Source organism: Paenibacillus sp. JJ-100 (assembly GCF_948329825.1).
Classification (GTDB): domain Bacteria; phylum Bacillota; class Bacilli; order Paenibacillales; family Paenibacillaceae; genus Paenibacillus.
In genome coordinates this window covers 389,524-402,671 of record NZ_CAOJCM010000002.1, presented here as the reverse complement: position 1 = coordinate 402,671, position 13,148 = coordinate 389,524, and the positions used below count along the sequence as shown (strand labels likewise).

Sequence of the window (13,148 nt, the reverse complement as noted above, 5' to 3'; positions counted from 1 at the left end):
GCATGGATACGAATTGTGTAATTCGTAATGTGAACGAGCATGTGGGCGAGACCGTAACGATCGGCGCCTGGATTAATAACAAACGCTCTAGCGGTAAAATCCAGTTTTTGCAGTTACGTGATGGAACCGGATATATTCAGGGTGTAGTGGTTAAGAGTGAAGTCAGCGAAGACATCTGGAATGATGCCAAAAGCCTGACACAGGAAAGCTCTGTCTACGTGACAGGCATTATCCGTGAAGAACCACGCAGTGCGTCTGGATATGAAATGACTGTTACAGGAGTAAAGATCATTCATTTAACGGAAAACTATCCGATTACACCAAAAGAGCACGGTGTGGACTTCTTGATGGATCACCGTCATCTGTGGCTTCGTTCGACTAAGCAACGTGCCGTAATGATCATTCGTGCAGAGATTATTCGTGCCGTTCAGGAGTTTTTTGATGGTAACGGATTCACGCAGGTAGACCCGCCAATCTTGACGCCATCTTCTGCTGAAGGAACGACCAACTTATTCCATATCAAATATTTTGATGAAGATGCATATCTCACGCAAAGTGGACAACTGTATATGGAAGCCGCTGCAATGGCATTGGGTAAAGTATACTCATTCGGTCCAACGTTCCGTGCGGAGAAATCCAAAACACGTCGTCACTTGATTGAGTTCTGGATGATCGAGCCGGAGATGGCCTTTGTGGATCACGAGGAAAGCTTGCGCGTACAAGAGAAATTTATCGCACATGTCGTGCAATCTGTGGTGAAAAATTGCCGTGCAGAACTAGAATCTATTGGACGTGATGTTTCCAAATTGGAAGGAATCAAGGCTCCATTCCCACGTATTACGTATGATGAAGCCATTGAGTTTTTGAATGGACAAGGCTTTGACATTCCTTGGGGTGAAGACTTCGGTGCGCCTCACGAAACAGCGATTGCTGAAAAGTACAATACCCCTGTATTTATTACGCATTATCCGGCTGGCATCAAAGCATTTTACATGAAACCAGATCCAAATCGCCCAGAAGTTGTTCTGTGTGCGGATATGATTGCGCCTGAAGGTTATGGTGAGATCATTGGCGGATCGCAGCGTATCGATGATCCAGAATTAATGCAACAACGCTTCGAAGAGCATAACCTTTCGGATGAAGCGTACCAGTGGTATCTGGATCTGCGTAAATACGGATCGGTTCCTCACTCCGGTTTCGGTCTGGGATTGGAGCGGACGGTAGCATGGATTTGCGGACTCGACCATGTTCGGGAGACCATCGCATTCCCTCGTATGCTCTATCGTCTATATCCTTAATGTTTAACGGAAAAGAGTATATAGAAGACATGTCCTCCAAAGCTTGGTTAAGCGGAGCAGCTTACGGTATGGCCTCAGGGACAGCTCAATTACCCTATTCCTTATTGCGTTTTTATCATCAGCTTGGTTTGTCTGATGCAGAGGTGCTGCTTCTTATACAATTACTAGGGTTCCGTCAAGCGGAGTTTAAAGAATTTCCCACCCTTGAAGAGCTGGCTACACGGATGGGACTTGCTCCCGAAGGTATTGCCAGAATGCTGCAGCGCCTGATTAGAGACGGTTATATCACCATTGATGAGCATCGGGATGAAGAACGGGATATCCAGTATGAACGATACGACCTGCATGGTCTGTATGCCAAGCTTGCAATGTGTACAGCGGAAGAAGCAGATCAAGTCCGGTCTGAATTAATAAAAAGCCATGCCTCACGTTCAGATTCGAACACTGTTCAAAAAGAAGAGGAAGAGCGGAATATGTTCTCTATTTTTGAAAAGGAATTTGGTCGGCCACTCTCCCCAATGGAGTGTGAAACGATATCAGGCTGGCTGGATCAGGATCGATATCAGGAAGAGCTGATTCTGATGGCTTTGAAGGAAGCTGTTTTTGCAGGAAAAGTGCATTTCAGGTACATTGATCGAATATTGTTGGAGTGGAGTAGAAATCGCGTAAAAAATGTGCAAGATGCCAAAGCATATACGCAACGTTTTCGTAATGGTGGACGTTGATCAAGTAACAGGCCCAGTGATTCTGGGCCTGTTTTTTGAATGCATAGATAAGAGTGGCAACGAACGATTCTACTATTTTTGGAATTGCAGACTTCAGGGTATAAAAATTTTAATAAAACTTGCAGGGGTCGAATAACTAGTCGTCGTCTATTGATATGGAGAGGAGGGGAGAGTCATTGAAGAAGCGCTTGTAATTGAACAAATCCGTCAAGGCGATGCATCACAGATGCGTGTCCTGATCGACAAATACAGTCAGCATGTCTATCATGTTGCATATTCTGTCTTACGCAATGATCAGGATGCGCAGGATGCCGCTCAGGAGGCGTTCATCCAGATTTATAAATCTCTCCCCGATTACCGATCCGAAGGGTTCAAGACTTGGATAACACGGATTGCTTTTCACAAGGCAATTGATGCCAAACGCAAGCTGGACAGAAGAAGTGCTGAAGATCTCGGCGGGGAAGAAAAAATAGTCAATCTGCCAGGAAGAGATGAAGATGTGCTTAGCCGTATTATATATAAAGAACGGCAGGATAAACTTCGTAAACGAATTAACCAGTTACCTGCCCAGCATCGTGATATTATCACTGCGTATTATCTGAGTGAAAAAAATTATGAGCAAATTGCTCATGAGGCTCAGGTGGCAGTAAAAACGGTAGAATCTAGACTATATCGGGCCAGACAGTGGATTCGAAAACATTGGAAGGAGGAGGAGTGGCGTGAGTAAAGAAAAGATATTTACCGTTCAAGATTGGACGGACTATATCGAAGGTCGAGTGAACGGGAATCAGGCGATTCTGATGGAGCGGTTTCTACAGAATGAACCCGACGCGATGGAAGAATACCTGACAGCATTGAGCGCAGAACGAGATTATCCTGTATTACCTAATCCGAAAGAATTTACTGATACCGTAATGAGCCGGATTGTGAGTTTGCCTTCCTCTGGGCAAGTGCGTAGTACTCGTCGTGAACGAAAACGCCGCTGGTTCGAACATAGAGTGTTTCATTACGCCGTAGCAGCCTGTCTAACCTTGATTTTTCTCTCATCCGGATTGTTTGATAAGGTAGTGCCTTATCATCAATTCCAGGAAGATAACACTGCAGGTACTTTTACTGAAAAATGGACCGAAGCAGCTACCTCATGGCTTGATCGATTTAAGCCCAAACCTTAAGGGTTTCCCATGGCCTGAATAGAAAGGATGACGACTGTGCATTCAGATCGTAATAAACTACTTGCATTTTTATTAAACCTGTTTCCAGGGCTCGGTTTTTTGTATTGGCGGCGAAATGTCCGAGCTGTAGTCTACCCGTTGTTATTTTTCGGTACGGGCATTGGATTTTTCATGCTAGCCTTTTTGCTCAGTGAAAAGGATCTATTAATTGTTGGCTTATTAGGGGTAATCTTTGTCTGGTGTCTCAGCATGCTTGACATGATCATTGTATTGCTCTCAGCCCCCCCAGTTCGAGAAACGTATCACAACGGACAAGGTATGTATTATGGACATCCTGCACATCATCAGGGTTCTACTTATCCGGAGGGTTATGTTAGACAACACGAATCAACTGGACCTCCAAATGAGGAGAATATGCATCATCAAGGAGACCACGGGCAGCAAGAATACACAGGATATTCTGGCGAGACGTATGCTCAGTCTCAGCCAATGTACCGAAAAGGTAGTGAAGGGGAACGATTCTTTACCATTTTGCTTTCTTTTGTTCCTGGTCTGGGACATATGCATCTCGGGTTACTTCATCGCGGTTTGTCCTTTTTGATGGCGTTTTTTGGATCATTGGCTATGATGGTTTTTGTATCAGTCATTACGAATGAATCTGTATTTTTAATGTTTTTGCTCATATTGCCTGTGATCTGGGTTTATTGTATGTTTGACGCAGTTCAGCATGTACATCGCAAGCAGGCCGGTGAAATGTTGCAAGATCGGACGTTATTCGAAGAACTGGAGACAGGCAGAATCATGGGCCGACGCAGTAAAGTGTTAGCGACTCTTCTTTCAGCTTTTCCGGGAGCTGGACATATGTATCTCGGTTTGCAAAAAAGAGGACTACAGCTGATGTTTCTGTTCCTTGGCAGCATCTATATTCTCGATTTACTTCACTTATCTGTGTTTCTGTTTATGATTCCACTGATTTGGTTCTACAGTTTCTTTGATGGACTTCAGTGCTCCAGTCGTTATGGACGTGAGCCGCTAAGCGACCAGCCGGTCATCAAGGACTGGGTGCGACATCAGCGTTTAATTGGATTGGGGATTGCGGCGCTTGGTTTGTATTATTTAACGATTCGTCTGATTATTCCGCAACTGAGCGAGATGTTCCCGAATGTGTTCCTAACGTACGAGATACGTTCGTATTTGAATACGGTTATTGTTTCATTGTTACTAATCTTTGGGGGTCTAAAGTTGTTATTTGGAAAACAGCGCGAGACTGCTGCAGAATCAGGTATTAGCAGTACGAGTCGGACGAAGGATGACGAATTGGAGAGTCTCTTTTTGTTCAATGATCGGAATAATCGATTGTAAGAGTAAACGAAAAACACACCAGGGCTGCATTCGGAGCCGTTGGTGTGTTTTTCTATTTTTTTATAATGATTGAATTAGACCTTAGAAAGTTAAAGGAAAAGTTGGAACGGGCATGCCAAACGGTTATTTCTGTGCACCTTTCAGCAAGAGCTGACGATACATCACTTCGAATAAAAATTCGAAGGCTTCTAGATGACGTTTCGCTTCAAAAGCATCCTTACCCCAAGCATAGATTCCATGGTTACGTAGCAGAATTCCTGGAACACTAGTATCCAGGGCACCTGGCACCAGCTCGGCGATCGAAGGAATATGTGCGAAGTTTGGCAGAACCGGCACACGAATGGCTGCATTTTCCTCCCAAATGTTAAAAGCTTTGATCAGTTCAATGCCTTGAATGGGTACATGTCCTTCCTCACCAAAGTATTCGCTGATCAAGTTGTTATACACCGTGTGCACATGGAATACTGCGCCACAGCCAGTCAAACGATAGATTTCACAGTGGATCAACGTTTCGGCACTCGGCTTCAACGTAGTAGCTTCAACCGCTTTGCCTTCCTTATCGACAAAAAGAAAATCTTCCGGCGTGCGCAGAGACTTGTCTTTTCCTGAAGCCGTTACCGCAAAATAAAATTGTTCCGGGTCAAAGTCACCCACCCGCATGGACAAGTTACCGCTTGTGCCTGGAAACCAGTTCCGGCTTGCGAACAAAGCTTTGACATCAGCCAGTTCATCGAGAACCTGGCGTTTATGTTCAAGTGTAATCTTTTCAAACCCCATGTCTACAGCACTCCTTGTGATTGCTTCTGCTTCATATCTTCAATGATGTCATAAAAGGTCGTAAACGGAACATGATCTACTCCAAGTTCAACACATTTATCCGTGAGAATGGAGCGGGAGTAGACCAGATCCGCGATTTTAGCTCCTTCAAAGTCCGTTAGACTGTCCCCAATCAGAATCCGGTTATACTGTTCTTCGGGGAACGTGCGAATGACGGTCGTTTTACACATCCCGCAGCCGTTGTTACAAGGGGGCTGGCAGGGATGCGGCCATTCAATGCGAATATATTCACCCGAAAAATCTGCACCGTTACAGTACACATGATCCTGAGGAATATTGAAAGGCTCAAGTAATGGCTCTATGAAAAAGTCCATACCCCCGCTGGTCACATTGAATTCAATGCCTTCGCTGCGGACATACTCCAGGAATTGTTTGAATCCTTCCCGAATGCCTGCTTGTCCCAGGACAAATTCAACAATTTCGTCTTTTTGGGAGGAAGGTAGAAGAGCAAACATAGCGCCAACGCCGTCGCGCAGCGCTACTTTTTGTTCAACCGTATCTTTCATGATGGCATCGATGCCTTCTGGTTTGAAATGTTTCATAATGGCAACAATGTTGTCGGACAGTGTAATCGTGCCGTCAAAATCACAGAAAATGGCGGTTTTCTTGTCGCTTCTCATCGTTCGCCACCCCACAAATCGAGTGCGGCTTTCAGCTCGGGATGGTCCGTAGCATATTGCGCAAGAGGGATGGAGCGTCCAGCAGCTTCGATTGCCTGCAGGAACGCACGTCCACCTGCTTCGGTTCCCATCGGATGTCCGTGAATACCGCCGCCGGCATTGACAATAACATCTTTGCCAAAGTCCCTCAGAATCATCGGAACTAGTCCGGGATGAATACCCGCAGAAGGTACTGGCATACTTGTTCTTACAGGCAATTCCGATGTAAGTAATTGCTCAGTGATTGCCATGTTTTCTTCCTTTGGCATCGTAACGGAACCATAAGGTGAAGGGAACAGTACCAAGTCAGCACCGGCCAGGCGCATCAGTTGTCCCAATACCACAGACGCGGAAATACCGTAATGTGGAGATGGATACAATGCACCGGCCAGAGCCGGGTGAGCCATGATGGGTACGTTGATATCGGGATCACTGCTTAATTCGTGCAGCACATCGTAACCATAGGACAATACATTAAAGAGTAGAGCATTAGCTCCTGCACCGATGGCGCGTTCAGCCTGCTGTTTTAACCTTGAAGTAGGTCCGGTCAGATTAGCGGCGTACAGCAGTTTTTTGCCTGTCTCTTGGCGAGCCTGTTCGGCAGCCTTCATACAGACTTCAACTCTTTTTTCAATCGGCGTCAGCTTGTTCTCAAATAAGATTTCATCATCTTTGATCAGGTCCACACCGCCAAGAGCCTGACGAATAAACTGTTCTCTCAGTTCATTCGCATTGAGTCCAATAACCGATTTGAAAATACTCATGAGTAAAGGACGGTCTTGCACGCCGAGCAGATCCCGCACACCTGTAAGTCCAAACTTCGGTCCTGGGAATGCGCGCAAGAAGTTGTCAGAGAATCCGAGGCGCATCAATTTGATTCGTCCATCCATAGAGATTTTACCAAAGACGGTTACAAGTAAAGCCGGGATGTCTCGACTAAAGTTAATATCCGGATATCCAATCGTGATATCGGCATAACGTTCTCCTGCTACTAATCCTTCGGATTCATGCACCTCTACCTTGATCACTTCGCCAAGATGCTTTTGCATCGCTTCTCGTTGAGCTTGAGGCAGCTCAGTCCAACTGCCGACAGTCATTCCGATGGCAATGGATTGAGCCTTTTTGTGAAAATCTGCATGATCATCATGCAGACGATATGTCGCAGTACACATGTTATTCATGTTTTAATTCTCCTTCCAATGCAGCACCCATCTCACGAGATCGCTCTGCACAGCGGTTGACTGCTGCAATGACGTTTTCAAAGAAGTCTCCTTCATCCAGTGTTTTTAGTGCTGCCTGAGTAGCACCTCCAGGGGACGTCACATCACTCCGTAGTTTCATTGGTTCCATACCTGTGGACTGGACCATACGAGCTGCACCGAGGACTGTCTGAACCGTTAGATCACGAGATTGCTGGCTAGACAAACCACCGCGGATTCCGGCTGCAATCATAGCTTCCATAAGATAGTATACATAGGCTGGCCCACTACCGGAGATTCCGGTGAGCACTTCGAGTTTGTCTTCTGGAACGATGGTTACGATGCCTACGGCTTCGAAAAGAGTCATGACCGTACTGCGCTGTTCGTCTGAAATCTCTGCAGAAAAGGCAAGTCCGGTAGCACCGAGTCCAATCGTACTGGACGTATTAGGCATCGTTCTCGCAATCGGCTGTTTACGACCGAGCAGCGTCTGCATCGTACGGATCGAAAGTCCGGCAATGACGGATACAATCAGTTGATCCGGACACAACAGAGGTCCAAGTTCACGTAGCGCAGCAGCGGCATCCTTGGGCTTCATACACAGTACGATCACTGGAGAAGAAGCAAGAAGGTCGAGCGACTGTGAGGCGGTTCCAGTATGAACAGCATAACGGGTGCGCAGTTCCTCCTGCCGCTTCAGGTTGCTTCGATTCAGCATCGTAATATCCTGAGAACGAACGACATGACGGGATATGAGCCCACGCACGATGGCTTCAGCCATCGCGCCTGCACCGTGGAAAGTAATCTTTTGTTGTAACAGTGTCTGTTGCTCTTGGCTCATGTATTTCGTTCCTCCTATATAACTGGGTTACTCAAATATTATTGGCGAATCTGACCGCTGCCTGTAATCCGGTATTTGCTTGACGTAAGAGCAGGCAGTCCCATCGGTCCCCGGGCGTGAAGTTTCTGTGTACTGATTCCAATCTCAGCACCGTATCCGAATTCGAATCCGTCTGTGAATCGAGTGGAGGCATTATGATATACCGCAGCGGCATCCACTTCATGCATGAAGCGTTCTGCATGAGCAGTATCGCGAGTCACAATACATTCCGAATGTTTAGTACCATAGTGTGCGATATGTTGCAGCGCTTCATCCAAATTTTTCACAACACGAATGTTTAAAATATAGTCGTTATACTCAGTTGCATAATCTTCTTCTGTTGCTTCAAGTGCTGTCGGCACAAGGCGACGAACGGTTTCACAACCTTTGAGTACGACATTTGCTTCACGGAAGCGTTCAGCCAGAGAGGCAAGATGTTTCTCAGCATAATTCGCATGCAACAGTAACGTTTCCATCGAGTTGCATACGGATGGACGCTGTACTTTAGCATTCAAAGCGATGTCTGTCGCCATATCTTCATCCGCTGAATCATCCACATAGGTATGACAGATCCCAGCTCCGGTCTCAATGACAGGCACGGTTGCATTCGCAACGACTGTACGGATGAGAGAGGCGCCGCCGCGCGGAATGATGACATCCAGCAAACCGTTCAATTTGAGCATTTCATCCACCGAAGCTCGGTCCGCGTCTTCTACCAGTTGCAGTGCATCAGCAGGCATAGCTGTTGTCGTCAGCGCTTGGTGAAGCACCTCAACAATTTTTCGGTTGGAGGAGAGGGCAGAGGAACCGCCGCGAAGTAGTACGGCATTACCTGTTTTGAGACATAGGCCTGCTGCGTCAACCGTTACGTTAGGGCGAGCTTCATAGATAATGCCAATCAGACCGATAGGCACTCTTAATTTTTCAATGTGCAGACCATTTGGGCGTGTGAAAGTTTCCAGCACTTCTCCAACCGGATCAGGCAGTTCTGCAATCTGACGCAACCCTTCCGCAATGCCTGCTATACGCTCTTTGTTCAGTGCTAGTCGATCCAACATGGATTCAGGAGTACCCTGTTCCCTGCCACGGTTCAGATCCTCAGCATTCGCGGTGATGATCGCATCGGATGCGGCAATCAAGGCGTCAGCCATGACGCGCAGTGCAGCGTTCTTCTGTTCCGTAGTCAGTTGATTCAATTTGGTAACGACAGATTTAGCTTTACTTGCTTTTTCGCGGACTTCACTCATTATAAATTCCTCCTCATAAGTTAAGCTCATGTTATTTTAACGTAATCCATTCATCTCGATGAATGACTTCAAGTCTATGGATGGTATTGATTTGTTCCATGACTTCACCGCTAGGTAGTCCGGAGATTTGACGTAGCTGATCATCGTCATAGTTTACAATTCCACGCCCTAGCAACGATTCATCTGGACCGAGAACTTCGACGACATCGCCAGCATGGAATGTTCCCAGAACGCGTTTCACTCCTACGGGAAGCAGACTATGTCCACCATGAACAAGTGCTTCTTCGGCTCCATCATCGACAACGACTGTTCCTAGAGGTGTTGACATAAAGCCGAGCCATTGTTTTTTACGGGAGAGAGAAGCCAATTTCGTCTCAAAATAAGTTCCTTTACCTGATCCATCGACCGCAAGCTGCAGATCGCCAGGCTCTTTCACACTCCCTACAAAAACAGGTACACCTCCACGTGTAGCCACCTTGGCCGCATCCACTTTGGAACGCATACCACCTGTACCTACAGCTGATCCTGAACCGCCAGCATAAGCATATATTTCAGCGGTGATTTCAGGAATGCGATCATAACGTTTGGCCTCAGGATCTTTGCGTGGATCTGCGGTGTACAACCCATTGGTATCCGTCAAAATGATAAGATGTTGCGCCTTGACTAGGTTGGCCACGAGTGCAGATAACAGATCGTTATCTCCGAATTTCAATTCGTCGACCGATACGGTATCATTTTCGTTAAAAATCGGAATCACACGCTGTTTGAGCAGTTCTTCCACAGTCATACCGGCATTACCCATGCGCTTGCGGTTATGGAAGTCGGTGCGAGTCAATAAAATTTGCGCTGTAGTAACGCGGTGCGCTGCAAAAGCCTGTTGATATGCTTGCATCAACAAAGCCTGACCTACAGCAGCCGCTGCTTGTTTCTCATGTAACATCTTGGGCCGCTGCGGGTAACCAATCTCACGAAATCCAGCAGCGACTGCACCCGAGGTGACGAGTAACACTTCGTGACCCTGGGACGCAAGCGAGGCAATTTCATCTACAAAAAAGGATATCGCCTGGCGATCCAGACCGCCTTCCTCAGTGGTCAATGAACTGCTTCCGATTTTAACGACAATACGTGAAGTCATGATTTCACTTCCTTAAACATAATTGATCAGTGACGGCGAAGCAGTCTGTTTAGGTACAAAAAAAACTCTCGTCCTTTGGTTAAAAAGGACGAAAGTTCGTAGCTTCCGCGGTACCACCTTTATTGATGATTATATCATCCGGCTTCATGCCCTGTAACAGAAGGCACTGTCCTGTACGCAACAGGCCGCTCAGGGGTAGGTTTCGGAGAGAAGCTACGGTAAATTCTTGCAGCCTGATGGAATTTACTCTCTGTGCGCAGCTGGTTCTCTCGTACTGGTCCCGTCATCACGTTTCGTTCACTATTTCTTATAAGATACCATGGAAACTTAGCATATGCAAAGGGTTAGAAGCTTGCAATCCATTGAAACTTACTTGAATAGATTAAGTGTACCTATCCGTTCTGCTGCTTCCCGTAGTCGCTCTTCACCACTCAGAAGACCTATACGTATATAACCTTCCCCATGAGAGCCAAAGCCGATCCCTGGTGCAACAGCAACTTTCGCTTCTCTCAGCAGGATGTCAGCGAAAGCCGCAGAAGTATAACCTTCCGGCACGGGCAGCCATCCAAAAAAAGATCCTTTCGGTTTGGGAGCTTGCCATCCAATGGTTGAGAGAGCCTCGAAAAATGTATTACGACGGGATTCATAGCGTGCCACAAGTGAAGTGACGCAGTCTTGCGGACCAGTTAGAGCTTCTGCTGCGGCAGCCTGGATCCCTCCAAATAGACTGACATAAATATGATCTTGCAGCAGATTGATTTTGGAAATGATCTCTGCATTCCCCAGCGCGAATCCAACGCGCCATCCGGCCATGTTATACGTTTTAGATAACGTATAGAATTCAATGCCTACCTCTTTGGCTCCCGGAGCTTGTAAAAAGCTGACAGGACGATGTCCATCGAATCCAATCGCACCATATGCAAAATCACTTGCTACAACAATCTGATTCTTCAACGCAAACTCGACGGTATCCTCGTAGAAGGATAACGGAGCTGTTGCTGAGGTCGGATTGTTAGGATAGTTCAGGAACATGAGCTTCGCCTTGTGACGATCTTCGGCGGAGATCGCTTCGTAATCAGGTAAAAACGAGTTGGATTGCAACAAAGGCATGAAGCTCATACGAGCCTGTGCAAGAGCAACGCCTGACCAATAGTCAGGATATCCTGGATCAGGAACAAGACATACGTCTCCAGGGTTCAATAATACCTGAGGTAATTGCACGAGTCCGGTTTTACCTCCAAAAAGAATAGCCACCTCGGTCTCAGGATCGAGCTCGACATGGTAATCTTCTCTGTAACGCTGGGCGACAGCTTCCTTCAGGAAGGAATGCCCGCGAAACGGAGAGTATTTATGATAAAGCGGATTCTCTGCCGATTGCTGTAAGGATTGCACAATATGCGGCGGTGTAGGGGTGTCAGGGTTACCCTGGCCCAAATTGATCACGTCATGACCGTTCGCAATCTCGCGGTTAACATTTTGAACCAGGGTCGCAAAAAATTGCGTAGGTAGCTGTGACATGACATGGGCAGTCGGGATTGGAAAGGCTGAAGAAGATTTATTTTCAGAATTCGTCATCGTATTTATCACTCCGGATGTTCAAATATGGCAAAACGTTCTCATTAATTTATCACGTCAATCCCGAGCTGTATAGAGGGAAATGATAATACGGAGCAACGTTTATGTACAAAAGGGAAGTAGAGAATTCGAGTTTGTCCATGGAGTGAGGTGAGCATTTGTTGTAATACAGGTTGCGGATTTTGCAGGGATCAAGCTATGATATCAAGTATTACGGTTCGGAGGAGTGTTGGGTCATGACTGAACAACAAAGGGAAATACGGGTTGCTTTGATTCAAGGAGATATTAAGCTAGGAGATCCGGAAGCTAACCATGAACATATGAAGTATCTATTGGAACGTGCACTGGAGCTACATCCGGATCTGAAGCTGGCTGTGCTTCCTGAACTGTGGAACACAGGATATGCTTTGCCGCAAATTCATGAATTAGCAGATCCGGAAGGTCAGAGATCTAGAGAATGGCTGTCTGCTTTTGCAAAAAAACATCAAATTTCGATCGTTGGCGGCTCTATAGCCGAAAAGCGTGAGGGACAGATTTACAATACAATGTATGCTTACAATGAAGAAGGAACAGAATTATCACGTTACGATAAACTTCACTTGTTCCGGCTGATGAATGAGGAGAAATATCTCCAACCTGGAGCAGAGCCTGAAATGTTTGAAATCGGCAACGGTCTTACCGCCGGAGCGTTAATCTGTTATGATATTCGTTTTCCTGAATTAGCTCGAACTCTCGCGCTAAATGGTGCGCGTGCGCTCATTGTACCTGCCGAATGGCCGAATCCCCGTCTGCATCACTGGCGCACATTGTTAACCGCTCGTGCAATTGAGAACCAGATGTACGTGATTGCATGTAACCGTGTCGGGAAAGAGGGAGACACCGAATTTTTTGGTCACTCGATGATCATCGACCCATGGGGCGAGATTGTAGCTGAAGGCGGTGAAGATGAAGAGATCGTATCTGGAGTCATTCGCCCTGGTTTAGTTGACGAAGTGCGCGGACGTATTCCTGTGTTTGAGGATCGCAGGCCGAGTATTTATTTTAACGCAAAGTAAGTTT

The 13,148-nt window shown here is 46.5% G+C and carries 13 protein-coding genes; 6 read left to right on the top strand and 7 right to left on the bottom strand.

The window, feature by feature from the left end; all coding sequences use genetic code 11:
* The first annotated feature begins 2 nt into the window (after nucleotides 1-2).
* The 5 genes from asnS to PQG66_RS08370 all read left to right on the top strand — a co-directional run bounded on the left by asnS (nucleotide 3) and on the right by PQG66_RS08370 (nucleotide 4,557).
* Nucleotides 3-1,298, top strand: coding sequence for an asparagine--tRNA ligase (asnS, locus tag PQG66_RS08390; protein ID WP_272037229.1), 1,296 nt, complete (start codon nucleotides 3-5; stop codon nucleotides 1,296-1,298).
* A 29-nt stretch (nucleotides 1,299-1,327) separates the two neighbouring features.
* Nucleotides 1,328-2,023, top strand: coding sequence for a DnaD domain-containing protein (locus tag PQG66_RS08385; protein ID WP_272037227.1), 696 nt, complete (start codon nucleotides 1,328-1,330; stop codon nucleotides 2,021-2,023).
* Nucleotides 2,024-2,249: 226 nt separating this feature from the next.
* Nucleotides 2,250-2,750 carry an RNA polymerase sigma factor gene (locus PQG66_RS08380; protein WP_272037225.1) on the top strand — a complete coding sequence of 167 codons (501 nt, stop codon included), beginning with the start codon at nucleotides 2,250-2,252 and terminating at the stop codon, nucleotides 2,748-2,750.
* Nucleotides 2,743-3,195, top strand: a complete 453-nt coding sequence (locus tag PQG66_RS08375; protein ID WP_272037223.1) for a hypothetical protein — start codon at nucleotides 2,743-2,745, stop codon at nucleotides 3,193-3,195. The genes PQG66_RS08380 and PQG66_RS08375 overlap by 8 nt, the downstream gene beginning before the upstream one ends.
* A 36-nt stretch (nucleotides 3,196-3,231) precedes the next feature.
* Nucleotides 3,232-4,557, top strand: coding sequence for a multi-tm2 domain protein (locus PQG66_RS08370; protein ID WP_442955059.1), 1,326 nt, complete (start codon nucleotides 3,232-3,234; stop codon nucleotides 4,555-4,557).
* Between the two features lie 123 nt (nucleotides 4,558-4,680).
* On the opposite strand, the gene PQG66_RS08365 is transcribed toward PQG66_RS08370, so the two are convergent.
* The 7 genes from PQG66_RS08365 to PQG66_RS08335 all read right to left on the bottom strand — a co-directional run bounded on the left by PQG66_RS08365 (nucleotide 4,681) and on the right by PQG66_RS08335 (nucleotide 12,089).
* Nucleotides 4,681-5,334 (bottom strand): methylthioribulose 1-phosphate dehydratase, encoded by a 654-nt coding sequence (locus PQG66_RS08365; RefSeq protein ID WP_272037219.1) that lies wholly within the window; start codon nucleotides 5,332-5,334, stop codon nucleotides 4,681-4,683.
* A gap of 2 nt (nucleotides 5,335-5,336) precedes the next feature.
* Nucleotides 5,337-6,014: a 2-hydroxy-3-keto-5-methylthiopentenyl-1-phosphate phosphatase gene (locus PQG66_RS08360; protein ID WP_272037217.1), complete on the bottom strand. Its 678-nt coding sequence runs from the start codon at nucleotides 6,012-6,014 to the stop codon at nucleotides 5,337-5,339.
* Nucleotides 6,011-7,234 carry a 2,3-diketo-5-methylthiopentyl-1-phosphate enolase gene (locus PQG66_RS08355; protein WP_272037215.1) on the bottom strand — a complete coding sequence of 408 codons (1,224 nt, stop codon included), beginning with the start codon at nucleotides 7,232-7,234 and terminating at the stop codon, nucleotides 6,011-6,013. The genes PQG66_RS08360 and PQG66_RS08355 overlap by 4 nt, the downstream gene beginning before the upstream one ends.
* Nucleotides 7,227-8,093, bottom strand: a complete 867-nt coding sequence (gene proC, locus PQG66_RS08350) for a pyrroline-5-carboxylate reductase (RefSeq protein ID WP_272037213.1) — start codon at nucleotides 8,091-8,093, stop codon at nucleotides 7,227-7,229. The genes PQG66_RS08355 and proC overlap by 8 nt, the downstream gene beginning before the upstream one ends.
* A 38-nt stretch (nucleotides 8,094-8,131) precedes the next feature.
* On the bottom strand, nucleotides 8,132-9,379 hold the full coding sequence (locus PQG66_RS08345; protein ID WP_272037211.1) for a glutamate-5-semialdehyde dehydrogenase: 1,248 nt from the start codon (nucleotides 9,377-9,379) through the stop codon (nucleotides 8,132-8,134).
* A 31-nt stretch (nucleotides 9,380-9,410) separates the two neighbouring features.
* On the bottom strand, nucleotides 9,411-10,514 hold the full coding sequence (proB, locus tag PQG66_RS08340) for a glutamate 5-kinase (RefSeq protein WP_272037209.1): 1,104 nt from the start codon (nucleotides 10,512-10,514) through the stop codon (nucleotides 9,411-9,413).
* Nucleotides 10,515-10,883: 369 nt separating this feature from the next.
* Nucleotides 10,884-12,089: a pyridoxal phosphate-dependent aminotransferase gene (locus PQG66_RS08335; RefSeq protein ID WP_272037207.1), complete on the bottom strand. Its 1,206-nt coding sequence runs from the start codon at nucleotides 12,087-12,089 to the stop codon at nucleotides 10,884-10,886.
* A gap of 236 nt (nucleotides 12,090-12,325) precedes the next feature.
* Between PQG66_RS08335 and PQG66_RS08330 the strand changes: the two genes are divergently transcribed.
* Nucleotides 12,326-13,144, top strand: coding sequence for a carbon-nitrogen family hydrolase (locus tag PQG66_RS08330; protein WP_272037206.1), 819 nt, complete (start codon nucleotides 12,326-12,328; stop codon nucleotides 13,142-13,144).
* The last annotated feature ends 4 nt before the right edge of the window (nucleotides 13,145-13,148 follow it).

Excerpts from the sequence above, each read along its gene's own strand:
- asnS (WP_272037229.1), top strand. The coding sequence starts at position 3 with ATGGATACGAATTGTGTAATTCGTAATGTGAACGAGCATGTGGGCGAG.
- PQG66_RS08385 (WP_272037227.1), top strand. The coding sequence starts at position 1,328 with ATGTCCTCCAAAGCTTGGTTAAGCGGAGCAGCTTACGGTATGGCCTCA.
- PQG66_RS08380 (WP_272037225.1), top strand. The coding sequence starts at position 2,250 with ATGCGTGTCCTGATCGACAAATACAGTCAGCATGTCTATCATGTTGCA.
- PQG66_RS08365 (WP_272037219.1), bottom strand. The coding sequence starts at position 5,334 with ATGGGGTTTGAAAAGATTACACTTGAACATAAACGCCAGGTTCTCGAT.
- PQG66_RS08360 (WP_272037217.1), bottom strand. The coding sequence starts at position 6,014 with ATGAGAAGCGACAAGAAAACCGCCATTTTCTGTGATTTTGACGGCACG.
- PQG66_RS08355 (WP_272037215.1), bottom strand. The coding sequence starts at position 7,234 with ATGAATAACATGTGTACTGCGACATATCGTCTGCATGATGATCATGCA.
- proC (WP_272037213.1), bottom strand. The coding sequence starts at position 8,093 with ATGAGCCAAGAGCAACAGACACTGTTACAACAAAAGATTACTTTCCAC.
- PQG66_RS08345 (WP_272037211.1), bottom strand. The coding sequence starts at position 9,379 with ATGAGTGAAGTCCGCGAAAAAGCAAGTAAAGCTAAATCTGTCGTTACC.
- proB (WP_272037209.1), bottom strand. The coding sequence starts at position 10,514 with ATGACTTCACGTATTGTCGTTAAAATCGGAAGCAGTTCATTGACCACT.
- PQG66_RS08335 (WP_272037207.1), bottom strand. The coding sequence starts at position 12,089 with ATGACGAATTCTGAAAATAAATCTTCTTCAGCCTTTCCAATCCCGACT.
- PQG66_RS08330 (WP_272037206.1), top strand. The coding sequence starts at position 12,326 with ATGACTGAACAACAAAGGGAAATACGGGTTGCTTTGATTCAAGGAGAT.